The organism is Alkalimonas cellulosilytica, assembly GCF_036325985.1.
GTDB lineage: Bacteria > Pseudomonadota > Gammaproteobacteria > Enterobacterales > Alteromonadaceae > Alkalimonas > Alkalimonas cellulosilytica.
Window position 1 is genome coordinate 1 of sequence record NZ_JAUHLI010000014.1, and the last position, 24,965, is coordinate 24,965.

Below are 24,965 nucleotides of genomic sequence, written 5' to 3' on the forward strand. Positions count from 1 at the left end.
GCGCTGCGCGCAGTACCACTCACCCACGCCAGCCACCGAGGTGGCATTGCGAAACACCTCCTTGTGTTTCGCCCTTCGGGCCTGCCTACGGCAGTCCAAATTCGTTCCTGACGAATTTGTCGCCTAGATCCCATCTATCTGCGCAAATTGACTCTGTCTTGTTCTTGCTCCGGTTAGCCGCAAATTGTATTCCTGACACTGTCAGCTGGAGTAGTATGTTTCTGCTCCCAAGGTCTAGGAAACGAACTATGAAAAAAATCCTTCAACTCTGTGTGCCGTTGCTTTTGCTGTGGACGGCTACTGCAATAGCGCAACAAGTCAATCCGCTAAAGTACGATGATGTATTTCATTTAGAACTGGTGACTGATCCTCAGGTCAACGCCAAAGGCGATCAAATCGTGTTTGTGCGGAATTGGTTTGACAGACAAACCGATCGCCGCCGGATGGCACTTTGGATCATGAATGCCGATGGTTCTGCCATGCAACCGCTGACCCAAACCGACAGCAATGCCAGTTCACCCCGCTGGTCGCCGGATCAAAAGCGGATCGCTTATGTGCAGGATGGTCAAATCCATGTGCTGTGGCTGGACTCCGGCCGCTCGGTGCAAATCAGTCAGTTGCCGCATGCGCCGGCTAATCTGACCTGGTCTCCTGACGGTAACTGGCTGTCTTTTAACATGTTTACTGCCAAGTCAGCTCCACCACCAGTGACTTTGCCTGGCAAGCCTGCAACTGCTAATTGGGCTCCAGCGCCGATTTACATCGACAGTATGCAGTACCGTGCTGATGGTGCCGGTTATTTACCATCCGGTTATCGTCATCACTACCTGATTGCCGCCGAAGGTGGTTCTGCCATTCAATTAACTACGGGTGATTACAATCACAGTGGTGACTTGAGTTGGCAAGCCGATGGCAAAGCGGTGTATTTTGCTGCCAACCGACGTGAAGCTGCTTACCGTACGCCGGTCAACTCTGCCATCTATCGCTTAACTCTGGCTGATCGCAGCATTGAACAAATCTACGATCCGGCAGGACCTGCCAGCCAACCGATGCTATCACCGGATGGTCGTCAATTGGCTTTCCTTGGGTTTGAAGACAGAAAGCTGGCTCATCAGGCAAACCGGCTGTATGTGATGAATTTAGATGGCAGCAATGTCCGCAACCTGACCGAAGATTTGGATCGCCATATCAATGCCTTCCAATGGCAGAGCAACAGTCGTGGGCTTTATATTCAGTACGATGATCTGGGGCTTGGCAAAGTTGCTGAGCAGCCGCTGCGTGGGAATCGTTCGGTGTTGGTGACAGACTTGGGCGGTACCAGCTTCAGCCGGCCATACAGTGGTGGTCAGTTCAGCGTGGCAGACAATGGGTTGATTGCGTACACCCAGGCCAGTACCGAACGTCCATCCGAGTTGGCGATGCAGCATCGTCGTACTAATCGCACCTTGACCAACCTGAACCGCGATCTGCTGTTTAAGCGTACTATCGGCGAGGTCGAGGAGATCTGGTATGAGGCTTCGGTCGATGGCAAGCAAATCCACGGCTGGGTGATGTACCCCCCAGGCTTTGATGCCAGCAAGCAATACCCGCTGATCCTGGAAATTCATGGTGGCCCGCACACTGCTTATGGCCCTGTGTTTGCAATGGAGTTGCAGTTAATGGCAGCGCAGGGCTATGTGGTGCTTTATACCAACCCAAGGGGCAGCACCAGCTATGGCGAAGATTTTGCCAATCTTATCCATCACAACTACCCAAGCTATGATTACAACGATCTGATGGATGGCGTTGATGCGGTGCTTGCCCGAGGTTTTATTAATGAGCAGGAGCTCTTTATTACCGGTGGCAGTGGTGGTGGGGTACTGACCACCTGGACCATTGGCCATACCGATCGCTTTGCTGCTGCAGCTGCCATTAATCCGGTCATTAACTGGTACAGCTTCGTGTTGAATGCCGATATGTACAACTACTTTACCCAGTACTGGTTCCCTGGTCTGCCCTGGGAGATGCCGGAGCATTACCTGAAGCACTCGCCCATCAGTTACGTTGGTAATGTCACTACGCCGACCATGCTGTTTACCGGTGATGCCGATTATCGCACGCCGATCTCTGAAACCGAGCAGTACTATCAGGCGCTGCAACTGCGTGGCATTGATACTGCCATGGTACGGATCCCGGGTGCATCGCATGCCTTGCATGCCCGGCCAAGTAATCTGATGGCCAAACCCGCTTATGTGATTCACTGGTTTGAACGCTATCGCCAAAGCAAAGCGTCCGATTAACACGGATGTTGCCTTCGACAAGCCCGGTGTTGTACACCGGGCTTTCTTCTTTTTAGCAAAGCGTGTATGTTTTCTATGCAGTCAAAGGAGCATAGGATGAATTCTGCTTTACCTTTCAGTCGGCTTTTGTATAATGGCGCGACCAAACGTAGGGGCATAGTTCCAATTGGTAGAACAGCGGTCTCCAAAACCGACGGTTGGGGGTTCGAATCCCTCTGCCCCTGCCACTTTGGTCTGAGCACACTAAGTGCCACAGACACAGGTGAATGCCGTGCTTAATCCATCTCAGCGCCAGCTGTTGCAACTTTTAGCCATTCAGCCGTTACAGCTTAAAGCCTGTTTTCAACCAGAAAAACAAAACAATTCCGAAACCATTGCTGATGATGTTGCCGAGCAGACACTGCTGTGTCCGCAATCCAGCCACCCACTGGTTCAAGACGTTGCCTATCTGCTTTGCCAATCACCGAATGCAAGCCCGCAAGCACTGCAACTAGGTGCTTTGCATTGGTCAATACAGCCAGGTGCTGCCGACTGTGTGCTGAGTGGGCATCAGCTCATCAGCCCGGAGCTTGCTTCCCTGACATCGTCAGCATTGAAACGCCAGCTCTGGGCTTGTTTAAGCCATTACCTTGATGCGAACGATTAAGCCATTAACGGCCGCCCAGTTGCCAGAAATCCTATCGATTGAACAACAAGCTGCGTTTGCTCCCTGGAGTCTAAGTCTGTTTGAAAGCTGCCTGAGCCATGATTATTTCAATTTCGTGCTGTGGGTGGAAGGTAAGCTGTGTGGTTACTATCTGGCGCAGCAGGTGCTGGATGAAGCTACGCTATTCAATATAGTGGTAGCACCCGATGAGCAAGGCAAAGGCTATGGCAGAACCTTATTGCAGCATATGCTAGAACAGGCAAAACAACGCGGCTGCCATCAGGTCTGGCTGGAAGTGCGGGCATCCAATACTGCTGCCATCGCTTTGTACAAGGCGGCTGGTTTTGAATTAACCGGTCGGCGCAAAAACTACTACCAGGGCAGCTCAGGGACTGAGGATGCCCTAGTGATGGGACTGCAGCTGAGCGTCAGCTCAGCTCAGACTTAATGCAGCCACTGAATAAACTGCAGATACAGCGGAATTCCAACCAGCACATTCAGCGGGAAGGTAATACCGAGCGCCGCTAATAAAGATAATCCAATATCCGCTTGAGGAATGGCCGTGCGAATCGCTACTGGTGCTGCGATGTAGGAGGCACTGGCAGTTAAACTGGCTAAAATCAGAATGGAGCCATCCGGTAGACCCAGCCAGATGCCGGTAAAGACACCACAAACAGCCAACACCACCGGTGCTATCAGTGCAAAACAGATCACCCGCCAGTAACGCAGCGAAATCCGGTTCAATGTTTCCGCAGCAGTTAAGCCCATTTCCAGTAAGAACAGCGCCAATACCCCTTTAAAGGCATTGGTAAAGAGCTCGGTGACTGCGGAGCCTTGCTGTGGACCATACATATAACCAATCAACACGCCACCTGCCAGCAACACCACGCCCCGGTTGGTCAGGGTTTCGTGCCAAATTGCACTTTGGCTGGTTTTCGGGCCATCACTTTGCCGCCAGCGGTAAATCGCCAGCGCCACCATAATGGCTGGTAGTTCCAGCATCACCAGATAGAGGGTGACTTCCGCGCCTATGGTCAGTTGCATGCTTTCGGCATAAGCCAGCGCCACGGCAAAGGTACCGGCACTGGCCGAACCATAGTGCGCTGCCAGGCTGGCACTATCCGCCGAGGATAAGCGCACCAGGCTGCGTAATACCGGATAGAGAACTAACGGGAAGAGGGCGCCAATCAGAATAACACTGCCAAGCTCCGGTACCAGCTGCCAGCTCAGATTGCCGTGCAGGGCCATACCACCTTTTAGGCCGATGGTAAGCATCAGCAACAAGCTCAAGGTATCGTAAGCTGCTTTGGGAATGGTGAGATCAGAACGCAAGATGCCTGCCAGCAGGCCTAGCAGAAAAAACATCACGACGATATCAGGCATGGCACTTCCCCGTTAGCTACAAGCAAAACCTGCGCATTGTATACTTGGTTGGATAGAAAGTGAAACACAAGTGCGGACAGCAGACCAGCACTTGTGTTGTTTTGAAGAGAAAAAGTAGTTTCTAGGCGAGTTGCTGCTGCTTACCGAGATTAAGGCAATAAAAATCCAACCAAATCACCGGCTCCAGCGGCAGCTCTGCCAGTTTGCGCTCCAGTTGCTGTTGCACCCCTTGCATTTGCTCGACCCGTTCAATACCGATCCGTACTTCCAGCAGCAGGTAACTGCCGCTTTTGGCCATCTTGCACTGGCGGTGGGAAATGCCCAGGCTTTCCAGCTCACGGTATACCTGCTTACGCAGCTCGGCCGACGGACTAACCATCAAGAGCTCATTGACGGCGTTTTTCAGCATCTTGAGCGGCACCTGAATAAAGTAACCGGAAACCAGGATCACCAGCACAGGATCAGCGTACAGTGCCCAATGCGCTAACGCTGTAAATTGCAGCGACCAGGTCAGCACAAAGCCCAGCAACACCGCCAAACTCAACACGCCATCCATCCACCACTGATGCTGTTCGGCCTCAACCAGCACTGATTGCAAGCTGGTATTGGCTTTACGCAGCCGCCACCAGATAAAGAAACACAGCAGTACACTTAACAGGGCAAAGAAAATGGCTTTGCCGGCAGCAACTTCACGGCCGCCATGCACAATTGCCAACACGGCGGCGCCAAAAGACACCAGACAGACCAGCAGAATCACCAGGCCCTTAACCGCGATGGCCAACGGCTCGGCCGGTAAGCGGCCAAAGTTAAAGCGGTTATCGGCCGGTGAGGTCGCGACCCTTAGTGCCATTAAAGACAATAGCGACAGGCCCAAACTGACCAGTGAATAACTACCATCGAATACGATGGCCATGGAATGGGCCCAGAGTCCCCAACCTATGCCGACCAGGGCGAAGAAACCAGCGCCGGCAGCAGAAAACTTGATAATTGATGACTCCGAACAGACGTTCAGCGACAACATAACAACCTCGATTTATGGCAAAAAAGTGACAAAGTATTCGTCAGTAAGGCTTGCTTGATAAATAGTCATCCTTGCTGAGCTGCTTTGTTGGCGGTATTCTAAGTGAGGTGCGAGAAAGGTAGATAATCGCCAGCCGACGACTTTTTCGTCGCTGGTGGGGGTGATGATGAAAGTTATTCAGGCCGAAGTGTTTTTGGTGGTGCTTGAGGAAGGTTCGGTAGCGGCAGCGGCCCGTCAGCTTGGTCGCAGCCGCACCACCATCAGCAGTGTGCTCAGCAGCTTTGAAGATGAGCTGGCGGTGACTTTATTTGAACGCTCTGGCAATGAGCTGGCCGCCACGCCGATTGCCTGGGCCATCAAACCGGATTGCATCCGCTTGCTGCAATCGGCCCGGCAAATTGAGCAGCGCTGTCAGCAGCAGCGCAGCGGCATTGAATCAACCTTACGTATTGCCCGGGACGATGCGCTACCCGAGCGCTTTTGGCGCGAAACCATGACGGCCTTAAAGCAGCAGTTCCCCCTGACCGGTATTTCGGTCTATCTGGCACCGCCGCAAGAGCTGCCTGAACTGGTCGACTGGCAATCGGTCGATCTGGCCTTTGGTCTGGCCCAGCAGAATGAACCGCATGAAAGCCTGCAGTTTCGCCCGCTTGGTGGCCTTCGGGTAATGATGGTCACCGGCCCGGAGCATGCACTCTGTCGCTTGCCCTTAGTGCATGATGATGACTTGCAGCAGTACACCCAGGTAACAACCGCCTATTTGCAGGATGATTTGCTGGTACCTCAGCTATCGGGTGCATCCAACTACCTGGCGTTGACTCAGTTTGAACTGATTCGTGATGCAGTGATCAGTGGCGCCGGCTGGTCCCGTTTGCCCCAGCCGGTGATTATGGAGCAACTGAAAAACGAGCAGCTGCGGGTACTGAAGCATCCGGGGGCGCTGAACTGGCAATCCTATCAGTTAATTTGCGAGCAGGGCTATGCCATGGGCCGGGTGGCCAGCTGGCTGGAACAGCAGGTGGTGCGTTATCTGACCCAGTTTGGCTAAGTGAAAGCCGACAATAAGGTTTCCCCCGATCCATCATTCGCGGTAAAATGCGGCAAATTTTTTATGCATCGCAGCGGATCCAGTGATCCTTTGCGTTATTTGCTATTGTCGCAACGAGTATTGAATGAGCAACCAACAGTTACAGCAGGAAATCAACAGCCGGCGCACCTTCGCTATCATCAGCCACCCGGATGCCGGTAAAACCACCATCACCGAGAAGGTGTTGTTATTTGGTGAACTGATCCAAAAAGCCGGTACCGTCAAAGGCAAAAAATCCGGTCAGTTTGCTACCTCCGACTGGATGGAGATGGAAAAAGAGCGGGGCATCTCGGTCACCACCTCGGTGATGCAGTTTCCGTACAACAACTGCCTTGTCAACCTGCTCGATACACCCGGTCACGAAGATTTCTCGGAAGATACTTACCGCACCCTGACGGCGGTGGACTCCTGTCTGATGGTGATTGATGCCGCCAAAGGGGTCGAGGACCGAACCATCAAACTGATGGAAGTGACGAGGCTGCGCGATACGCCCATTCTGACCTTTATGAACAAAATGGATCGGGATATCCGCGATCCGATTGATTTGCTGGATGAAGTAGAAAGCGTGCTGAATATTGCCTGCGCACCGATTACCTGGCCGATTGGTTGTGGTAAGGAGTTCAAAGGGGTCTACCATCTGCTGCGGGATGAGGTCATCCTGTATAAATCGGGCCTGGGTCACACCATTCAGGACGTGCGCATCATTGCCGGCATTAATAACCCGGAGCTGGATGCGGCGATTGGTTCTTTCGCTGAGACACTGCGTGATGAGCTGGAACTGGTGCAGGGCGCCAGCCATGCCTTCGATCAGGAACTGTTTTTAAAAGGCGAGCTGACCCCGGTGTTCTTTGGTACCGCTCTTGGTAACTTCGGTGTTGATCATATGCTGGATGGCCTGACCGAATGGGCGCCGACGCCACAGCCTCGGGCAACTAATACCCGCTTGGTGCAAGCGAATGAACCTGGTTTTAGCGGCTTTGTTTTTAAGATTCAGGCCAATATGGATCCGAAGCACCGCGATCGGGTGGCGTTTTTACGCATTTGTTCTGGCAAGTACGAAAAAGGCATGAAAATGCGTCATGTCCGGCTTGGCAAAGATGTGCAAGTGTCGCATGCGCTGACCTTTGTCGCCGGTGATCGGGAGCATGTGGAAGAAGCCTGGCCAGGTGACATTATTGGCTTGCACAACCATGGCACCATTAAAATCGGCGATACCTTCACTGTGGGCGAAGATATGCAGTTTACCGGCATTCCAAATTTTGCGCCGGAGCTGTTCCGCCGTATCCGGCTGCGCGATCCGCTGAAACAAAAACAACTGCTCAAAGGCCTGGTGCAATTGTCGGAAGAAGGAGCGGTGCAGGTGTTTCGGCCCATCGACAGCAACGATCTGATTGTTGGTGCAGTTGGTATTCTGCAGTTTGATGTGGTGGTGCACCGGTTAAAATCCGAATACAACGTCGATGCTTTGTACGAAAGCATCAACGTCTCCACTGCCCGCTGGGTGTACAGCGACGACAGCAAAGCCATGGCAGAATTTAAAAAGAAAGCCAGCCAGAACCTGGCGCTCGATGGCGGCGATAATCTGACTTACATCGCACCGACCATGGTGAATCTGAACCTGGCGATAGAGCGTTACCCGAACATTCAGTTTACCAAAACCCGTGAGCACTAACAGGGCAAGCAAATGAATATTAAACAATTATTGACCGAAAAAACGCAAGCGGCCTTTGCCGCCCTGGGCGTGCCAGCCGATACCAACCCGGCCGTCACGGTCAGCACCCGGCCTGAGTTTGGTGATTACCAAATCAATGGTGCCATGAGCGCCGCCAAAGCGCTGAAAACCAATCCGCGTCAGTTGGCGCAGCAATTGCTGGATGCGCTGGCGCTGGACGATGTCGCTGCCAAGGCCGAGATTGCCGGGCCAGGCTTTATCAATATCAGCTTAAAGCCAGAGTGGCTGGCCGCCCAGTTGCAGCAGGCCGCGCAGGACCCACGTCTTGGCGTGGCGCCTAATGGCAGCCCGCAGAGGGTAGTGGTGGATTATTCCGCGCCCAATCTGGCGAAAGAAATGCACGTTGGCCATTTGCGCTCTACCATCATTGGCGATGCGGTGGTGCGCTGCCTGGAGTTCTGGGGCGATACCGTGATCCGGCAAAACCATATGGGCGACTGGGGCACCCAGTTCGGCATGCTGATTGCGCACCTGGAAGACAAGCTGGCGGCTGGCATCGATCTGGAGCAGGTGGCGCTGGCCGATCTGGAAAACTTTTACCGTGAAGCGAAAAAGCGCTTTGATGATGAAGACGGCTTTGCCGATAAATCCCGTGATTATGTGGTGAAGCTGCAAAGTGGTGATGCCCATTGCCAGAAGCTGTGGCAGCTGTTTATTGATACCTCCATTAAGCACAGCGACGAAGTTTATCAAAAGCTGAATGTGACCCTGACGCACGATGACATCAAGCCGGAAAGTGCCTACAACCCGATGCTGCACGGCATTGTTGAACAGCTCAAAGCCAGTGGCCTGGCGGTGGAAGATCAGGGCGCTCTGGTGGTGTTTTTGCAGGAGCTGGCCGATAAAGACGGCAATCCATCCCCCTTTATTATTCAAAAAACCGGCGGTGGCTTCTTGTACTCCACCACCGATCTGGCGGCCTGCCAGTACCGCAGTCAGCAATTAAAGGCCGATCGCATCATTATCTTTACCGATGCCCGTCAGGGCCTGCATTTTAAGCAGGTGGAGCTGACTGCCCGCAAAGCCGGTTTGCTGCGTGACGATACTGCGTACCATCATTGCCCGTTCGGTACCATGATGGGTGAAGATGGTAAACCCTTTAAAACCCGCACCGGTGGCACGGTCAAGCTGGCTGAATTGCTGGATGAAGCCATCAGCCGGGCTGGTGCTTTGGTGGCGGAAAAAGCTACTGAGCTAAGCGCAGCCGAGCAGGCGGAAGTGGCAGCCAAAGTGGGCATTGGTGCGGTGAAATTTGCCGATCTGTCGAAAAACCGCACCAGCGATTACGTCTTTAGCTGGGATGCGATGCTGAGCTTTGAAGGTGCCACTGCCCCTTATCTGCAATACGCTTACACCCGGGTGCGCAGCATCTTGCGTAAAGCAGAACTTGGCGATGACTTCCAGGCCACGATTGTGCTGCAACAGCCGCAGGAGCTGCAACTGGCAGTTAAACTGCTGCGACTGGAAGAAACCTTGCAGCAGGTGATGAAAGAGGCCCAGCCCAACCTGCTCTGCAATTACCTGTACGAGCTGGCCAGCCTCTTTATGAGCTTTTACGAAGCTTGCCCTATCCTCAAAGACGGCATTGAACCAGAGCTCAAAGCCAGCCGTTTAATGTTAAGTATTTTAACCGCCCGCATGTTACGCCAGGGGCTGGACTTGCTGGGCATTGAGGTGATGGAGCGGATGTAATGAAGATTGATGCCATCAGGCGCAGTTATAGCAAAGACAAACTGGATCTGGATAAACTGCATGCAGATCCCATCCAGCAGTTCGAGCTGTGGCTAAAAGATGCCATTGCTGCCGAGCTGCCGGATCCGACCGCCATGTGCGTGGCGACGGTGGATGCCAGTGGTCAGCCGTCGCAGCGGCTGGTGCTGTTAAAGGATGTCAGTGCCGATGGCTTTGTGTTCTACACCAATCTGGGCAGCCGCAAAGCGACCGAGCTGGCAGCCAACCCCAAAGTCAGTTTGCATTTTCCCTGGCATCCGCTGGAGCGTCAGGTCATTGTCTATGGCACCGCCGAGCGAGTGCCCAGCACTCAGGTGATGAAGTACTTTTTATCCCGGCCCAAAGAAAGCCAGTTAGCGGCCTGGGCCTCCGAGCAGAGCCGGCCGGTCTCCACCCGGCAGGCCTTGATGCAAAAGTTTGCCGAAATCAAACACAAGTTTGAGCATGGCGAAGTACCATTGCCCTCGTTTTGGGGCGGTTTCTTGGTACGACCGCACCAGATTGAATTCTGGCAGGGCGGCGAGCACCGACTGCATGACCGCTTTATGTACCGCCAGCAGGACGACAGCCGTTGGTCGATTGACCGGCTATGCCCTTAAAACTATTTGATACCCACTGCCATCTGGACCTGCCCGAGCTGGCTGGACAAATGGAGGAGCACTGGCAAGCGGCTCAGGCTGCTGGGGTAGCGGCGTTGCTGATCCCAGCGGTAGAGCAGGCAGCCTGGCAGCCGTTACTTAAGCTGCGTCAGCAGCAGCCAGAGTGGCAGATTGCGCTCGGTATTCATCCCTGGTGGGCAGCGCAGCACAGCCTGCAGGCGGTGACAGCGCTGGAGACCATGCTGCGTGAGCAGCAGGACGCAATCTGTGCGATTGGCGAAATCGGCCTCGATTTCGCGCTTGCGCCTGACACTTTTTCCATGCAACAGCAATTGTTTGAAGCCCAACTGGCACTGGCCGCCCGGCTGAATAAGCCGGTGATTTTGCATCACCGCAAATCCCAACCGCATCTGCTGGCGGCAATTAAGCGGGTAAATTTTGCGGAAGGTGGCATTTTGCATGCTTTTTCCGGCAGCCCGGAGCAGGGCCAGGCCTTTATCGAACGTGGCTTTAAGCTGGGCATTGGCGGCACCATCAGTTATGAACGCGCCGGCAAAACCAGGCGAGCAGTGCAGCAGTTGCCGCTAAGTGCCTTTGTGCTGGAAACCGATGCGCCGGCCATGCCGCTGGCCGGTTTTCAGGGCCAGATCAATACGCCGGCTCAGCTGGCGCAGGTATTTCATCACTTTTGCCTGTTACGGCCAGAGTCGCCAGCCCAGCTGGCCGAAGCCCTCTGGCACAATACCCAACAGGTACTCCGGTTAGTTCCTACCAGTGCAGTGTGATGCCTGCCATCCAAAGCCGGCCTGGCGCAGGCTCGAACGAGCGGCCATTGCTCTGATTGACCACCACCGAACCGACATAGTCTTTGTTGGTCAGGTTATCCAGTCGCAACCAGGCATCCAGCCGGGTATGGCCCCATTGCCACTCGGTCTGTGCCGCCAGTCCCCACAAATGCGCGCCGGGTGCAAAGCTGCTGTTGGCGTCATCGACCGGCACCGTCGAGCGGTACTGATGGTTCAGGCGCAGCCTCAGCGGCTGTAAGGTACCACTACTAACCGGCTGCCATTGCCACTGTTGGAAAAAGTTGCTGCGGGCTAAACCGGGCAAGCGATTGCCACTGTTGGCATCTGCTTCACTTTGACCAAAGCTGGCATCCAGCCAAGTGTAACTGGCGCGCCAGCTCAGGGTATCGCTTAGGGTAAAGCGGCTGCTTAGTTCAATGCCTTCTCGTTTGGTGTTGGCCGCATTGCGGTAAGTGGTGCGGCCATCGATGCTTTGATCCACTAGCAAATCATTGTCGGTATCAATCACAAAGACAGCGCTCTGCAGCAACCAACGCTCGCGTTGCAGCTTCAGGCCAAGCTCATGTTGGCGCACTTTGGCGGCATTAAGCTCGGTATTCAGGCCTGAGCCCTCATTGCGATACGCCATTTCGGTTAAGGTAGGCGTTTCAAAGCCAACACCGGTGCCGGCAAACAGGCTGAGATCATCGCGCACGGCAAAATTCAGCGCCGAGCTCCAGGCATTTTCCTGGTAGCGGACCTCGCCACTGTCATCCGGGTTGCCGGGCACAATGAAGCGATCGTCCACGGTAAAGTCGATGCGGCTAAAGCGGGCGCCTGTGACCCATGCCCAGCTCGGGTGGAACTGCCAGTCGCTGATCAGGGTGGCATCACGGCTGTCGACCCGGCCCGTTTCGTCGCGGCGCAGCTCGCCACGGCTACCAAAGTCATTAACAAAGCCAAGCCGCTCGTCTTTTTGCTGCTCTTGCTCCAGTGCCAGCGTCAAGCGCCACGGCGTGGCTGCCAGAGGTTGCACTGTGCCGCTTAGGTTGGTGCCATAAAAAGAGCGACTTAAATCAATAACGGCTCCGGATGAACTGATGGCGGTGCCAGGAAACGCCAGGTACTGCTCAATTTCCCGCTTGCCATGCCAGGCTGACAACTGCCAGTCGGCCAACCAGTGCAGCGCACTGAAGTCGCGAGCCCGCAAGGTCAGCGACTGCTGACGATGGCGAATGCTTTTACGGGTGCCAAAGGTGTCCGCCTGGGGGGCGGTTTGCTGTGGGTTTTCCAGCCACTGCCCGGGGCTTAAAGCCAGAGGGTCTTGCAGTAGCGGGGCATCGTTGTCATCCAGCCGCAAAATCAGCTCAGCCTGCTCTCCGAGATCGCGGTACCAGCGCAGTGCCCACTGATCGCGCTTTACCGCACTGAAGGGCCGGTCGCCATCGGTGCGAAAGCGGGCATAGTCGCCGCTGAAGCTTTGGTGCTCATCGGCATAAAGAGCACGAAGATGTTGGCGCTCGCGCCCGGTACTGCCGGCACTGAGGTTGGCCGACACCGTGCTTTGCAGCGGCCGGCGGCTTTGCAGATCAATCACCCCACCGGCCGAGTTGCCATGTATGGCTGCCAGTGGGCCACGCAACACTTCGACGCTGCTCGGTTCATCCAGCAAAATACTGGAGGTTTGCGCCTGACCATCTGGCATCGACAGCGGAATGCCATCCAGTCGCAGTCGCACGCCGCGCACGCCAAAGGCGGCGCGGGCACCAAAGCCACGCAGGGTAATGCGGGTATCCTGGGCAAAGTTAAAGCGGGTGTCGACCTGAAGGCCCGCCATGCCTTCCAGCAACTCGGCGGCATCGGTGCGCATGCCTGGTGTCAGGCTCTCGACATCAACACGATCCACCGCAGCTGGGGTTTCCAGCCAGGGGCGGGCGGTACGGGTGGCCGTGATGACCAGACGCTCTATTTCGGCGCTTTCGGCAGCAGTTTGTGCTGCCAGCGGGGTGGAGACGGCGGCTGCCACATGCAGGGCAACTAGGGTAACAAACATCTGTGGCTCCTTTTGATTTGGTAAGGAGTATACGGCTGTCGCACCAGAAAGCTACCGTTAGTAATCGCAGGAAAAAGTCGCTTTGTGGCTTCTTGCCGGTTTGTGCCCTATTGCCAGGCGCACTCTTTACCGCCACAAAGCGCTGACAGCGGTCCACTTTTATGAGTAGAATAGAGAAACCGCAACCAACGACGGCGTTATTGTGTCTTACTGCTATCAATTCCAGGCCCCTGATTGGCCATCTCAAGACTTATCCGACTGTTGCTCTGAAAATACACCCGCGCTGTTGTGCTTGCACCATGGGCAGCTTCGTGTGCAAACGACCAAGCCTGTAGCAGCCTGGGCAACGACATCACTGCAGCCGCAACTCAGTGACTTTACGCCCCAGGCCAGCCTGCGTATTTTTGGCGGCTTTCTCACTTTTGCCCAGTTGCCCGCGCTTTTTGCCAGCTGTCCTGATCTGGCACCACAGGTGCTGGCGCTTCGTTTGTATCAGCCCCATCCGGAATTAATGCCAGCCCTGGTGCTGCAGCTGCCAACGCTGTTATCACAGCATCAGCAGCAGGAAGTTCGGCAATGGGCGCAGGCGCAAGCGCTGGAACTGGTGTATCTGGAGCAAGCGCCCAGCCTGAATGAGCCAGGCTTATTGCTGATGGACATGGACTCGACCGCCATAGAAATTGAATGCATCGATGAAATTGCCCGCAAAGCCGGTGTCGGTGATGAGGTGGCCAAGGTCACGGCCCGCGCCATGCGCGGCGAGCTGGATTTCGCTGCCAGCTTGCGTGAGCGGGTGGCAGCACTGAAAGGCGCCGATGCGGCTATTTTGGTTGAGGTGTTGGCAGAGCTGCCGCTGATGCCAGGACTGAGCGAACTGGTTGCGCAGCTCAAGCGTTACAACTGGCATGTGGCCATCGCATCGGGTGGTTTCACTTATTTTACTAAGGCGCTGGAGCAGCAACTGGGCTTGTCGGCGACCTTTGCCAATGAGCTGGCGATAGCGGATGGCAAGCTGACCGGTGAGGTGCAAGGCCCGATAGTGGATGCCAGTACCAAAGCCGAGGTACTGCAGCAGCTGGCCAGTCAGTATCATCTGGCAAAACACCAAACGGTGGCCATTGGTGATGGCGCCAATGACTTGCCGATGCTGGCAGCGGCAGGCCTTGGCGTGGCATTTCATGCCAAGCCACTGGTGCAGGCGAAAGCCAGTGCGGCGATTCGCCATGGCTCTTTACTGCAGCTATTGTATTTACTGGATTAACAGGCCAGATGAAACACCAGCAGCATTCGTACTTTTTACCGGTGCAGCAGTACCAGCTGCATATTCGCCGTTTATTGCCGCTGCATCAGCCGCATGGTGTGGTATTGATGTTGCACGGCGCTATTGAGAATAGCCGGATTTTTTACAGCGCCTCTGGCAAAGGCCTGGGTTGTTATCTGGCCGATCAGGGTTTTGCGGTGTATTGCGCTGACTTTGCCGGCCGGGGCCGCTCGTTGCCGCACAGTTCCAGTGGTTTTGATCACAGTCAGCAGCAGTTGATCTGTCAGGATATTCCTGCCCTGATCCGGCATCTGCAGCGAGCGCACCAGCAAAAAATCCATCTGATTGCGCATTCCTGGGGCGGTGTTTTGGCCGCTGCCAGCTTGTGCCGCCATCCGGAGCTGTTGTCGTTGGTGAGCTCCAAAGTCTGTTTTGGTAGCAAGCGCCGCATCCGGGTGCAAAGTCTGGAGAAGCGTTTTAAAGTGGACTTGATCTGGAACCGGCTTGGCCCCTGGTTGGCCGCTAAACATGGCTATTTTCCGGCGAAGCGCTTACGGCTTGGGGCGGATGATGAGCCAAGACAATTTTTGCAGGATTGCATTGCCTGGATAGAGCAAGATGGGTTTGTTGATTGCAGCGATGGTTTCGATTATGCGGCTGCTGCGAAGCAGATAGAGTGGCCGCATCTGTGGCATTTTGTGGCGGAAAAAGACCGGGTGCTGGGCCATCCGCAGGATGTGCAGGCGTTTATCGCGGAAGCCTGCCAGCAGCAGGCAAAGTACACACATCTGGGCAAAGCAAGCGGTGCTTTGACGGATTACGACCACATCAGCATGCTGACTCACCCGCTGGCAGTGCAGGATCATTTCCCTCAGTTAGCGAACTGGTTACGCTCGCTTACCGTGGGGTGAGTAAACTGTCACGCAGCGTACTTTGTTGCTGGCGTTGTGATTGTGGAATATCCAACCGTAGCAGCAGTTCTTCCGTGATATCCAGCAGCTCACCCACGCCGACGACACTCCACAGCTCTTCTTCCAACAGCTTGGCTTTATGAATAGCGTACTGGCTGATGTAGCTAAGCTCCTGAGCGATAAAGTCACTGTCGGGGCGGCCAGTGCGCGACAGCCAGATGCGGTAACAAAACACCGCGGCTTGTTCGTTGATAAGCCGCTCAATAAAAGCTTTCTTCTCAGGTTCAGTTTGGTACTCATAATCGTAGTGGCAGCTCAGCTCCGGTTCGCCTTGTTGCTGTGGTTGCACTTTCAGATAGAGCTCGTAACATTGCGGGGGATCCTGACGTTTCATTTGCTTCAGTTGACTGGCAAAGGTGAGATTAACGGCACTGTGTTTAATCAGGGGCTCAATATTCAGATGCTCCGGGCTGGCTGGTAGTTGCGCCAATAGTTGATGCAAACTGGTCGGCAGGCCACCCTGAGCCACCGCTTTCATTTCGTAGCGAATGCCTTTGCGATGCAAATAAAACGGAAAGTTATCCAACGCTTTGATCAACATATTGCGCAGAGCAGGTGCCAGCCCAGGGTGCTTCACTTGCTCTTCGGCTACGGTTAATTTGCTGCGATTGTTTTGGATCAGCAACTGGAAAAATGCTTTGCCCTGATGCTCGTCATCATTCTCCAGCACTTTCAGGTTCATGATGGTGCCACTTTTACTGACGGCCATGACCTCATACGCCAACTGACTGAGTTGGTATTTATTGCTGATCTTTTGCAGATCCGGCAGATTCAGCCGAATAATATCACCGCGCTTGATCTGTGCTGGTAACTGCATTTCCACCTGCATGCCATTGGGAGAAAAATCCCGGCTAAAGGCTGCGGGTAGTGCCTCTTCTTTGGCGTTGAATAGCTGTACCGTGGTTTTATACAAATAACGGTCTTCCGAGCGTAAGTTCACATACTTGACTGGGATAGCTTCACAGAATGGTAGTTGGTTTAACTTGGCATGGGCAAACTGGTTCAACGATCGCACAGCATTTTTGTCGTAACTGAGCTGTTGATACCAGGACGTGCTTGGTTCGGTACTGAGATCGGTCAGACTGACAATAAAACGCAGGGGTTTTAGGTAAGCATCCAACAAATTGGTGTTTTTGGGTTTGCCAGCTGTGGCCGCATCCCCAGGTACCTGAAAGTGCAACTGGCTGTACTCGGCCGATGTGGTTAAAAAACTAAGCTGAAAAACTTTCCAGCTTTTCTTGCTGGCGCCAAAACCAAGAAACAAGTGCATCAGCCCTGGTTCCGCAGTCAGCTCTTGCTGGGTTGCGCTGTAAAAATACAGCTTGCCTTTGGCGGCATGGGTAAAACAGAACAACAAAGTCTGTCGTTTGCCCTCGGGTAATTGCAACAGTTGCTTGAGGCGCTTAGCACTGAGGATCTGTGGCAATACCGAGCGTTGCAGTTCATCCTGAAAGTAATGAAAGCTGGCTCGGTTGTTCTCTGTGGTTAACGCGCATTGCGGGTGCGATTTGCCTTGCTGCACGGCAATAAACACCGGCAGGCTGCTGGTTCTGGGCACATAAAATTGTTCGTACCCCTTAACAATGACGGCATCGAGCGCATTGTCCAGGTTGAGTTTGTAGCGTCGTTTATTGCCGCGGATAAAGCGGTCAATAAAGCTGCTAAATTCCTGTTCCTGCTGATTACTTAGTTCCAGTCGTTTCAGGCGTAATTGCTGAGTCTTTTGATCGAGCGGGCTGACTTCAACAATCTGATAGCGGATGGGGTTGTTGCGATCTAGCGTGTACTCTTGCTCCAGCTCGCGGAAAAACACCCCAATCTCAGTGTTCTCAGCCAGTTTAATCTGGCGGGCCAGTTTCAGTTTGCAGCCTTGTACTGAGATATCGGTGGTCTGGGCGCTGTACATTTTGCCATTTTCCAGCACTATCTCTACGGTAATGCTGTAGTTCATCCGCTCTTCACTGCGGTTGATGTAACTGCCAAACTGCACCAGCCGGGCCTGGTGTTTGGTCATCACCTCTTCAGTGGGCTCTGGTTCGGTTTGCGGACCATTAGTGAGTGCCTGACGAATTCTGGCCTCAGTTTCCTTGCGGTGCATCACCCGATAGTTGTTGTCGGTGTTCATCACATCTTCGTAAACACCCAGAGTAAAGCGGCCGTAGTCGCTGATGCCCTGTTCAAACACTTCGATGGCTTTGTCATCCATGTAGTGCGTTTTACCCTGATACTCGTAAGGGCGAACATCGCCATCGACATGGCCACGCAGGTCAATAAAGAAATCACAGGGCTGGGACAGCCGTTTCAGCTCCATCTTCAGCAAAAATTGCTTGGATTTAGGCAGCTCACTGGTGAGCACAGTAAACATCTGATCAAAATCAGAGGTCTGTACTGAGCTTTTCAAGCGCTCTATGATGCTAAGGTGTTCTTGCAAGTCAGGGGCTGTCATAATCTCACTGAATTCAGCGTCAAAATACCGTGCAACTGCCGGTAGAATGACTGTACGCTACGTGGTTGTGGCATTATTTTCAATAGTCCGGTAAATAATGCAATATCTATACCCATAAATGCATTGCCTTTGGCACGACCCCTACCCGTTGAGGAATTTCATGGCAAAAAATAAAACGGCTTATGTTTGTAACGATTGTGGTGCCGACTTTATGCGTTGGCAGGGGCAGTGCAGTGAATGCGGTGCCTGGAATACCATTACTGAGGTTCGGTTAGGCCCGGCGAAAGATAAAAACAGCCGTTTTGGTGGTTATGCCGGTGCTGCGGCAGCGAAGGTGTTGCGACTTGATGAAGTGGATTTGCAGGATGTACCGCGCTTTAGCTCTGGGTTCACTGAGCTGGATCGGGTGCTGGGTGGTGGCATCGTGCCGGGCTCTGCGGTCTTGATAGGCGGCAGCCCTGGTGCTGGTAAAAGTACCTTGCTGTTGCAAATGATGTGTGGTCTGGCTGAGCAGGGCAATGCGCTTTATGTGACGGGTGAGGAGTCCTTGCAACAGGTAGCACTGCGAGCGAACCGGCTGGGTTTGCCAACCGGCAAACTGCGGATGCTGGCGGAAACCAATGTGGAAACCATTTGCCACCTGGCGCAGCAGGAAAAGCCCCGGTTGATGGTGATTGACTCCATTCAGGTGATGCAGATGGCTGACATTCAGTCGGCGCCGGGCAGTGTGTCGCAGGTGCGCGAAAGTGCTGCTTACCTGACCCGTTTTGCCAAACAGCACAACATCGCGGTGATTATGGTGGGGCATGTCACCAAAGACGGCAGCCTGGCAGGTCCCAAAGTGTTGGAGCATTGCATTGATTGCTCCATTTTGCTCGATGGCGATGCGGACAGCCGTTACCGTACCTTGCGCGGCAACAAGAACCGCTTTGGTGCCGTCAATGAACTGGGAGTTTTTGCCATGACCGGCCAGGGCATGAAAGAAGTCAAAAACCCATCCGCTATTTTCCTGAGCCGAACTGAAGATGTGCAGTCTGGCAGCATCGTGATGGTGCTGTGGGAAGGAACCCGGCCTTTGCTGGTAGAAATTCAGGGCTTGGTCGATCACTCGCCACTGAATAACCCGCGGCGGGTAACGGTGGGGATGGAGCAAAACCGCATTGCTATGCTATTGGCAGTGATGCACCGTCATGCCGGTTTGCAGATGGCCGATCAGGATGTGTTTGTCAATGTGGTAGGCGGCATCCGGGTGCAGGAAACCAGTGCCGATTTAGCTACCTTGCTGGCGCTGGTGTCCAGCTTTCGTAATAAGCCTTTGCCACCTGATCTGGTGGTGTTTGGTGAAGTCGGATTATCCGGTGAGATCCGGCCGGTACCCAGCGGTCAGGAGCGATTGCGCGAAGCCGCCAAGCACGGCTTTAAACGGGCGATTGTGCCCAAAGCTAACTGCCCGAAAGAGCCGATTGAAGGCATGCAGGTGACCGGTATTGGCCGGTTATCAGAAGCGCTGGAAGCCTTGGATTAAGCAAAAAAATACCGCCAACCGGCGGTATTTTCAAGGAGAAGGCCTTAAGAGCCTATCCGGGTTCTGTTGTTGGGGAAGTTGAGTTTTAATACCTCATAGGCATCATCACGCAGCTTCTCTAAGCCTAACTTATCGTAGCCTTGTACCATCAGTTCCAGTGCCTGCTCTACCTGCGGCGATTCACGGAAAAACTCCACAATGTACTTGCCACGGTTGGCGGCAGCCAAATAAGCACCACGACGCATGTAGTAATCGGCCACCAACAGCTCATGGCGGGCCAGGGTTTCGCGGATATGCTGCATGCGGATGCGGGCATCCGCACTGTACTTGCTGTCCGGATAACTGGTGATCAGGATGCGGAAATCATCAAACGCCTGACGGGTGCTGGCCAGATCACGGTCGGCCTGGTCAATACCAAAGAACGACTGGAAGGCATTTTCATCCGCTTTCAGATTGGCAAGGCCACGCATGTAATAGACATAATCTAAATCCGGGTGGTTTGGATTCAACCGGATAAAACGATCAATGTTGGCAATGGCCTGAGGTAGGTTGTTCGCCCGGTAATAGGCATAGATGATATCCAACTGTACCTGACGCGCTAAAGGGCCGAAAGGATAGCGGTTTTCAACAGCCTGCAGCAACTCAATAGCACGATTATAGAGGCCTGAGTCCAGTACGCGCTTGGCCTCGGCATACATAGCCTGGGCATTTTGTGTGACAGACACTGGTTCTTGCTTGCGTTTGCCGGCACAGGCGCTTAGCGTCAGTGCCAGTAAAATCACCCAGAGGATGGTAGAAAACTTGCTATTCATGGTTAAATTCATATCTCCGTCAGCCTTTGGCTGTCCAGTTGGTGGTAAAACCGTTAAAATACGCTCCAAGAGAAACCCGATTCTAACCCAGAGCCTTCGGGAATGCACACAGGATACCTGCTTCCGCTATGACAAAACAGATCAAATTGACAGAAATCGTGCCTGACCATCTTTACGGTAAGCGGTTAGATCAGGTGCTGGCCGAATTGTTCCCTGATTATTCCCGTTCGCGGATAAAAAACTGGATCCAGGCCGGTCAGGTACAGATTGATGGTGTTGTGGAAAGCAAACCTCGGCATAAACTGCTGGGCGGCGAGCAACTGACCGTGGATGCCGAGCTGCAGGAAGAGGTGCAGCACGAAGCCGAAGCCATCGCCTTAACCATCCTGTACGAAGACGACGATATCCTGGTGATCAACAAACCGGCCGGTTTGGTGGTGCACCCGGGGGCGGGCAATCAGGCCGGTACCTTACTCAACGCCTTGCTGCACCATGTACCGGATATCGCGGAAGTGCCACGGGCGGGCATTATTCACCGGCTGGATAAAGATACCTCTGGCGTGATGGTGGTGGCCAAAACAGTACCGGCACAAACGGCTTTGGTTTCAGCCATGCAGCAACGTTTGATCACCCGTGAGTACGAAGCCGTCTGTCACGGTACTTTAACTGGTGGTGGCACTGTGGATGCACCGATCGGGCGCCATCAAACCCAGCGAACCCTGATGGCGATAGACTCAGCGGGCAAACCGGCTGTCACCCATTACCGGGTGATGGAGCGTTTTCGGGCCCATACCCGGTTGCGGCTGCGGTTAGAAACTGGCCGTACCCACCAGATCCGGGTGCATATGCAGTCCTTGCATCATCCGTTGATTGGTGATCCCGTTTATGGCGGCCGGCCCCGTCCGCCACGGGGCGCTTCGGAGCAGTTCCGTCAGGTACTGCGCGATTTCAGACGCCAGGCACTGCACGCCGCTTTACTAAAGTTGGATCATCCTATCAGCGGTGAAACCATGGAATGGCAAGCGCCGATCCCGGAGGATATGCGTTTATTGGTTGAAACCTTGCGGGCTGATACACAAGAACATGGCATGGACGATGCCTGAGCTGCCACTGATTCAGCCGGATTGGCCAGCTCCTGCTGTGGTGCAAGCCATCTGCAGCACCCGGTTAGGGGGTGTTTCGCTGGGGCCTTATGCCGGTTTGAATCTCGGTGCTCATGTCGGCGATCAGCCAACGGCGGTCGCTAGCAACCGCCAGTTGTTGGTAGAGGCTGCTGCTATGCCTAAGACGCCGCTTTGGCTGGAGCAGGTGCATGGAATCGAAGTCGCGACATTACCCCTTAGCGGTCCGGAACCGGTGACTGCCGATGCGGTTTTTAGTGATCAACCAGGCCAGGTGTGTGCGGTGATGACCGCCGATTGCCTGCCGGTGCTGTTCTGCGATGTTCGTGGCCGGCAGGTGGCGGCAGCTCACGCCGGCTGGCGAGGTCTCGCTGCTGGGGTACTGGAGAATACCTTAGCAAAGTTTGCTGCTGACGCTGAGATCATGGCCTGGCTTGGACCAGCCATTGGGCCTTCGGCCTTTGAGGTAGGCAGCGAGGTGGTACAGCAATTTACTACCACCGATCCACAGGCCGCAGCGGCCTTTGTGCAGCAAAGCGAACACAAATGGCTGGCGGATTTGTACCAACTGGCCCGGCTGCGTTTGCAGCGTGCCGGGGTGCAGGCGATTTATGGCGGCAACTATTGCACCTTTACGCAAGACGAATTGTTTTACTCCTACCGCCGCGATGGCCAGACTGGCCGCATGGCTAGCTGCATTTGGTTGCAGCCCTAACTTTGATCCTAGTCAATTATTTGACACTTGCTGCTTGAAAACTGTCCGGTGGCTCCCAATATAAGCTATAACTTTTGTTACAGTTTTGAGTGGAGAACATCATGCGATTAGATCGTCTGACCAGCAAGTTCCAACAGGCCATTGCCGATGCGCAGTCGCTGGCACTTGGCCGCGATCATCAGTTTATTGAGCCGGTGCATTTGATGCATGCGCTGCTGAACCAGGATGGCAGCACCGTGCGCGAGCTGCTGAACAAGCTTGGCATTAATTTTAACGAACTGCGGCTGAAAGTAACGCAGGCGATAGAGCGCTTGCCCACGGTGGAAGGCACCGGCGGTGATGTGCAGTTATCCGCTGCCATGGGCAGCTTGCTGAATATGTGCGATAAGCTGGCGCAAAAGCGCAAAGATCAGTACATCTCCAGCGAATTGTTTGTGCTGGCTGCCACCGAAGACAAGGGCGCTTTGGGCCAGATCCTGCGTGAGCAAGGGGTGACCAAAGAGGCGCTTGGCAAAGCCATTGATCAGATGCGGGATGGTCAGCAAGTGGATGATCCCAATGCCGAAGATACCCGACAGGCACTGAGCAAATACACCGTCGATTTAACGGCCCGGGCTGAAGCCGGCAAACTGGATCCGGTGATTGGCCGGGATGAAGAGATCCGCCGCTGCATTCAGGTGCTGCAACGCCGCACCAAAAACAACCCGGTGCTGATTGGTGAGCCTGGCGTTGGTAAAACCGCCATCGTGGAAGGGCTGGCGCTGCGTATTATCAACAAAGAAGTGCCGGCAGGTTTGCAGGATAAACGGGTGCTGGCGCTGGACCTGGGCGCTTTGCTGGCTGGTGCCAAGTACCGGGGTGAATTTGAAGAGCGGCTCAAAGCCGTGCTGAATGAACTGGCGAAAGAAGAAGGCCAGGTCATTTTGTTTATCGATGAAATTCATACCATGGTCGGTGCCGGCAAAGCCGATGGCGCCATGGATGCCGGCAATATGTTAAAGCCTGCGCTGGCGCGGGGGGAGCTGCACTGTCTGGGCGCCACCACTTTGGATGAATACCGCAAATACATTGAAAAAGATGCTGCGCTGGAGCGCCGTTTTCAAAAAGTACTGGTGGAAGAGCCAACAGTAGAAGATACCATTGCCATTTTGCGCGGCTTAAAAGAGCGTTACGAGCTGCACCATGCGGTGGAAATTACCGATCCGGCCATTGTAGCCGCGGCTACTTTGTCGCACCGCTACGTCAATGATCGCCAGTTGCCGGATAAAGCCATTGATTTGATTGATGAAGCCGCATCCAGCATCCGGATGCAGATGGACTCCAAGCCGGAGGAAATGGATCGACTGGAGCGGCGCATTATTCAGTTAAAGCTGGAAGACAATGCACTGAGCAAAGAAGTGGATGACAGCAGCAAAAAACGCCGTGATGTCATTCAGGAGCAAATTGCTTTGCTGGAGCAAGAGTACAAAGATCTGGATGAGATCTGGTCATCGGAAAAAGCGGCCTTGCAGGGCACCCAAACCATCAAGGCTGAACTGGAGCAAGTGCGGCTGGATATGGAAGTGGCCCGCCGGGCCGGTGATTTGCAGCGCATGTCCGAGCTGCAGTATGGCCGTATTCCGGCACTGGAAAAGCAGTTGGATCTGGCCAGTCAGGCCGAGATGCAGGACATGCAATTACTGCGGAACCGGGTCACTGAGCAGGAAATTGCCGATGTCTTGTCCAAAGCCACCGGCATCCCGGTCAGCAAGATGCTGGAAGGGGAGCGCGACAAGTTGTTGCAGATGGAAGAAGCCTTGCGCCGCACCGTGGTGGGGCAACAAGAAGCTGTGGTGGCGGTGGCCAATGCCATTCGCCGTTCGCGTGCGGGCTTGTCCGATCCAAACCGGCCGATTGGCTCTTTCCTGTTTTTAGGGCCAACCGGGGTGGGTAAAACCGAGCTGACCAAAGCCTTGGCGACCTTCTTGTTTGATAGCCCGGATGCGATGGTGCGGATAGATATGTCCGAGTTTATGGAAAAACACGCGGTATCGCGCCTGGTTGGTGCGCCTCCTGGCTATGTCGGCTATGAGGAAGGCGGCTATCTGACCGAAGCGGTGCGGCGCAGACCTTACTCAGTCATTTTGCTGGATGAAGTAGAAAAAGCCCACCCGGATGTGTTTAACATTCTGCTACAGGTACTGGACGATGGACGGCTGACCGATGGTCAGGGCCGGACGGTGGACTTTAAAAACAGCGTCATCATCATGACGTCGAACTTAGGTTCGGATCTGATCCAGCAGTACAGCAGTGAGTCGAGCTATCAGGAAATGAAAACCATGCTGATGGATGTGCTTGGCAAGCACTTCAGGCCAGAGTTTTTAAACCGGGTGGATGAAACCGTGGTGTTCCATCCGCTGGGGCACGAGCAAATCAAAGCCATTGCCGGCATTCAATTGGCGCGGCTGCGGCAGCGTTTGCAAGAGCGTGATTATCAGCTGGAGGTCAGCGAAGCGGCGCTGGATACGTTGGCGGCTGTCGGGTTTGACCCGGTATTTGGTGCCCGGCCACTGAAGCGGGCTATCCAGCAGCATCTGGAAAACCCATTGGCACAAGCGCTGTTAAGAGGTGACATTGTGCCAGGCAGCACAGTGCAGATTGATGCCGAGGGCGATGCCTTAATCATTCGCTAACCGTGCTTTTAAACAGAAATGCTCACCATGGGTGGGCATTTTTTATGGAAAAAATAAACAGAACATTGTGATTTGATTTTTTATTGATTACTATTTTTTAAAGTTATTGTTTATGCTATTGAAGGA

General features: G+C 54.1%; 19 protein-coding genes and 1 tRNA gene. 15 read left to right on the top strand and 5 right to left on the bottom strand.

Going from position 1 to position 24,965, the window contains the following annotated elements; translation table 11 throughout:
• Nucleotides 1-248: 248 nt before the first annotated feature.
• The 4 genes from QWY20_RS13860 to rimI all read left to right on the top strand — a co-directional run bounded on the left by QWY20_RS13860 (nt 249) and on the right by rimI (nt 3,373).
• Entirely contained in the window at nt 249-2,279 is a 2,031-nt protein-coding gene (locus tag QWY20_RS13860) for a S9 family peptidase (RefSeq protein ID WP_330129606.1), read from the top strand.
• Nucleotides 2,280-2,429: 150 nt separating this feature from the next.
• Nucleotides 2,430-2,506 (top strand) — tRNA-Trp (locus QWY20_RS13865).
• Between the two features lie 44 nt (nt 2,507-2,550).
• A complete protein-coding gene (locus QWY20_RS13870) occupies nt 2,551-2,925 on the top strand; it encodes a hypothetical protein (protein ID WP_330129607.1) in 375 nt (124 codons plus the stop codon).
• Nucleotides 2,912-3,373 carry a ribosomal protein S18-alanine N-acetyltransferase gene (rimI, locus tag QWY20_RS13875; protein ID WP_330129608.1) on the top strand — a complete coding sequence of 154 codons (462 nt, stop codon included), beginning with the start codon at nt 2,912-2,914 and terminating at the stop codon, nt 3,371-3,373. The genes QWY20_RS13870 and rimI overlap by 14 nt, the downstream gene beginning before the upstream one ends.
• Here rimI and QWY20_RS13880 read toward each other — a convergent pair.
• Together QWY20_RS13880 and QWY20_RS13885 are read right to left on the bottom strand one after the other, a co-directional pair.
• Nucleotides 3,370-4,308, bottom strand: a complete 939-nt coding sequence (locus tag QWY20_RS13880) for a sodium-dependent bicarbonate transport family permease (protein ID WP_330129609.1) — start codon at nt 4,306-4,308, stop codon at nt 3,370-3,372. The genes rimI and QWY20_RS13880 overlap by 4 nt on opposite strands.
• 121 nt (nt 4,309-4,429) lie before the next feature.
• Nucleotides 4,430-5,329, bottom strand: a complete 900-nt coding sequence (locus QWY20_RS13885; RefSeq protein ID WP_330129610.1) for a cation diffusion facilitator family transporter — start codon at nt 5,327-5,329, stop codon at nt 4,430-4,432.
• 163 nt (nt 5,330-5,492) lie between these two features.
• Here QWY20_RS13885 and QWY20_RS13890 point away from each other — a divergent pair, with 163 nt between their 5' ends.
• The 5 genes from QWY20_RS13890 (at nt 5,493) to QWY20_RS13910 (ending at nt 11,263) form a co-directional block, all read left to right on the top strand.
• Nucleotides 5,493-6,377, top strand: a complete 885-nt coding sequence (locus QWY20_RS13890) for a LysR family transcriptional regulator (protein WP_330129611.1) — start codon at nt 5,493-5,495, stop codon at nt 6,375-6,377.
• A gap of 124 nt (nt 6,378-6,501) precedes the next feature.
• The gene (gene prfC / locus QWY20_RS13895; protein ID WP_330129612.1) at nt 6,502-8,088 is read left to right on the top strand and encodes a peptide chain release factor 3; all 1,587 of its coding nucleotides are present in this window, start codon (nt 6,502-6,504) and stop codon (nt 8,086-8,088) included.
• Between the two features lie 12 nt (nt 8,089-8,100).
• The gene (gene argS, locus QWY20_RS13900; protein WP_330129613.1) at nt 8,101-9,840 is read left to right on the top strand and encodes an arginine--tRNA ligase; all 1,740 of its coding nucleotides are present in this window, start codon (nt 8,101-8,103) and stop codon (nt 9,838-9,840) included.
• On the top strand, nt 9,840-10,478 hold the full coding sequence (gene pdxH / locus QWY20_RS13905) for a pyridoxamine 5'-phosphate oxidase (RefSeq protein WP_330129614.1): 639 nt from the start codon (nt 9,840-9,842) through the stop codon (nt 10,476-10,478). Before argS ends, pdxH begins: the two co-directional genes overlap by 1 nt.
• The gene (locus tag QWY20_RS13910; RefSeq protein ID WP_330129615.1) at nt 10,469-11,263 is read left to right on the top strand and encodes a TatD family hydrolase; all 795 of its coding nucleotides are present in this window, start codon (nt 10,469-10,471) and stop codon (nt 11,261-11,263) included. The genes pdxH and QWY20_RS13910 overlap by 10 nt, the downstream gene beginning before the upstream one ends.
• On the opposite strand, the gene QWY20_RS13915 is transcribed toward QWY20_RS13910, so the two are convergent.
• Nucleotides 11,247-13,316, bottom strand: a complete 2,070-nt coding sequence (locus tag QWY20_RS13915; protein ID WP_330129616.1) for a TonB-dependent receptor family protein — start codon at nt 13,314-13,316, stop codon at nt 11,247-11,249. The genes QWY20_RS13910 and QWY20_RS13915 overlap by 17 nt on opposite strands.
• Before the next feature lie 313 nt (nt 13,317-13,629).
• Between QWY20_RS13915 and serB the strand changes: the two genes are divergently transcribed.
• Both serB and QWY20_RS13925 read left to right on the top strand, forming a co-directional pair.
• The gene (gene serB / locus QWY20_RS13920) at nt 13,630-14,577 is read left to right on the top strand and encodes a phosphoserine phosphatase SerB (protein ID WP_330129617.1); all 948 of its coding nucleotides are present in this window, start codon (nt 13,630-13,632) and stop codon (nt 14,575-14,577) included.
• A gap of 8 nt (nt 14,578-14,585) precedes the next feature.
• Nucleotides 14,586-15,488, top strand: coding sequence for an alpha/beta hydrolase family protein (locus QWY20_RS13925; protein ID WP_330129618.1), 903 nt, complete (start codon nt 14,586-14,588; stop codon nt 15,486-15,488).
• Here the strand turns inward: QWY20_RS13925 and QWY20_RS13930 are convergent.
• Complete coding sequence (locus QWY20_RS13930; RefSeq protein WP_330129619.1) at nt 15,475-17,994, bottom strand: PilZ domain-containing protein; 2,520 nt, start codon at nt 17,992-17,994, stop codon at nt 15,475-15,477. The genes QWY20_RS13925 and QWY20_RS13930 overlap by 14 nt on opposite strands.
• A gap of 160 nt (nt 17,995-18,154) precedes the next feature.
• On the opposite strand from QWY20_RS13930, the gene radA reads away from it, so the two are divergent.
• On the top strand, nt 18,155-19,519 hold the full coding sequence (radA, locus tag QWY20_RS13935) for a DNA repair protein RadA (protein ID WP_330129620.1): 1,365 nt from the start codon (nt 18,155-18,157) through the stop codon (nt 19,517-19,519).
• Nucleotides 19,520-19,563: 44 nt separating this feature from the next.
• On the opposite strand, the gene QWY20_RS13940 is transcribed toward radA, so the two are convergent.
• Nucleotides 19,564-20,331, bottom strand: a complete 768-nt coding sequence (locus QWY20_RS13940; protein WP_330129621.1) for an outer membrane protein assembly factor BamD — start codon at nt 20,329-20,331, stop codon at nt 19,564-19,566.
• 128 nt (nt 20,332-20,459) lie between these two features.
• Here QWY20_RS13940 and rluD point away from each other — a divergent pair, with 128 nt between their 5' ends.
• The 3 genes from rluD to clpB all read left to right on the top strand — a co-directional run bounded on the left by rluD (nt 20,460) and on the right by clpB (nt 24,839).
• Nucleotides 20,460-21,434 carry a 23S rRNA pseudouridine(1911/1915/1917) synthase RluD gene (gene rluD, locus QWY20_RS13945; protein ID WP_330129622.1) on the top strand — a complete coding sequence of 325 codons (975 nt, stop codon included), beginning with the start codon at nt 20,460-20,462 and terminating at the stop codon, nt 21,432-21,434.
• Nucleotides 21,427-22,167: a peptidoglycan editing factor PgeF gene (pgeF, locus tag QWY20_RS13950; protein WP_330129623.1), complete on the top strand. Its 741-nt coding sequence runs from the start codon at nt 21,427-21,429 to the stop codon at nt 22,165-22,167. Before rluD ends, pgeF begins: the two co-directional genes overlap by 8 nt.
• Before the next feature lie 101 nt (nt 22,168-22,268).
• Nucleotides 22,269-24,839: an ATP-dependent chaperone ClpB gene (gene clpB / locus QWY20_RS13955; RefSeq protein WP_330129624.1), complete on the top strand. Its 2,571-nt coding sequence runs from the start codon at nt 22,269-22,271 to the stop codon at nt 24,837-24,839.
• Nucleotides 24,840-24,965: the final 126 nt, after the last annotated feature.

Coding starts and splice junctions, on each gene's coding strand:
- QWY20_RS13860 (WP_330129606.1), top strand. CDS start 249: ATGAAAAAAATCCTTCAACTCTGTGTGCCGTTGCTTTTGCTGTGGACG.
- rimI (WP_330129608.1), top strand. CDS start 2,912: ATGCGAACGATTAAGCCATTAACGGCCGCCCAGTTGCCAGAAATCCTA.
- QWY20_RS13880 (WP_330129609.1), bottom strand. CDS start 4,308: ATGCCTGATATCGTCGTGATGTTTTTTCTGCTAGGCCTGCTGGCAGGC.
- QWY20_RS13885 (WP_330129610.1), bottom strand. CDS start 5,329: ATGTTGTCGCTGAACGTCTGTTCGGAGTCATCAATTATCAAGTTTTCT.
- QWY20_RS13890 (WP_330129611.1), top strand. CDS start 5,493: ATGATGAAAGTTATTCAGGCCGAAGTGTTTTTGGTGGTGCTTGAGGAA.
- prfC (WP_330129612.1), top strand. CDS start 6,502: ATGAGCAACCAACAGTTACAGCAGGAAATCAACAGCCGGCGCACCTTC.
- argS (WP_330129613.1), top strand. CDS start 8,101: ATGAATATTAAACAATTATTGACCGAAAAAACGCAAGCGGCCTTTGCC.
- pdxH (WP_330129614.1), top strand. CDS start 9,840: ATGAAGATTGATGCCATCAGGCGCAGTTATAGCAAAGACAAACTGGAT.
- QWY20_RS13910 (WP_330129615.1), top strand. CDS start 10,469: ATGCCCTTAAAACTATTTGATACCCACTGCCATCTGGACCTGCCCGAG.
- QWY20_RS13915 (WP_330129616.1), bottom strand. CDS start 13,316: ATGTTTGTTACCCTAGTTGCCCTGCATGTGGCAGCCGCCGTCTCCACC.
- QWY20_RS13925 (WP_330129618.1), top strand. CDS start 14,586: ATGAAACACCAGCAGCATTCGTACTTTTTACCGGTGCAGCAGTACCAG.
- QWY20_RS13930 (WP_330129619.1), bottom strand. CDS start 17,994: ATGACAGCCCCTGACTTGCAAGAACACCTTAGCATCATAGAGCGCTTG.
- radA (WP_330129620.1), top strand. CDS start 18,155: ATGGCAAAAAATAAAACGGCTTATGTTTGTAACGATTGTGGTGCCGAC.
- QWY20_RS13940 (WP_330129621.1), bottom strand. CDS start 20,331: ATGAATAGCAAGTTTTCTACCATCCTCTGGGTGATTTTACTGGCACTG.
- rluD (WP_330129622.1), top strand. CDS start 20,460: ATGACAAAACAGATCAAATTGACAGAAATCGTGCCTGACCATCTTTAC.
- pgeF (WP_330129623.1), top strand. CDS start 21,427: ATGCCTGAGCTGCCACTGATTCAGCCGGATTGGCCAGCTCCTGCTGTG.
- clpB (WP_330129624.1), top strand. CDS start 22,269: ATGCGATTAGATCGTCTGACCAGCAAGTTCCAACAGGCCATTGCCGAT.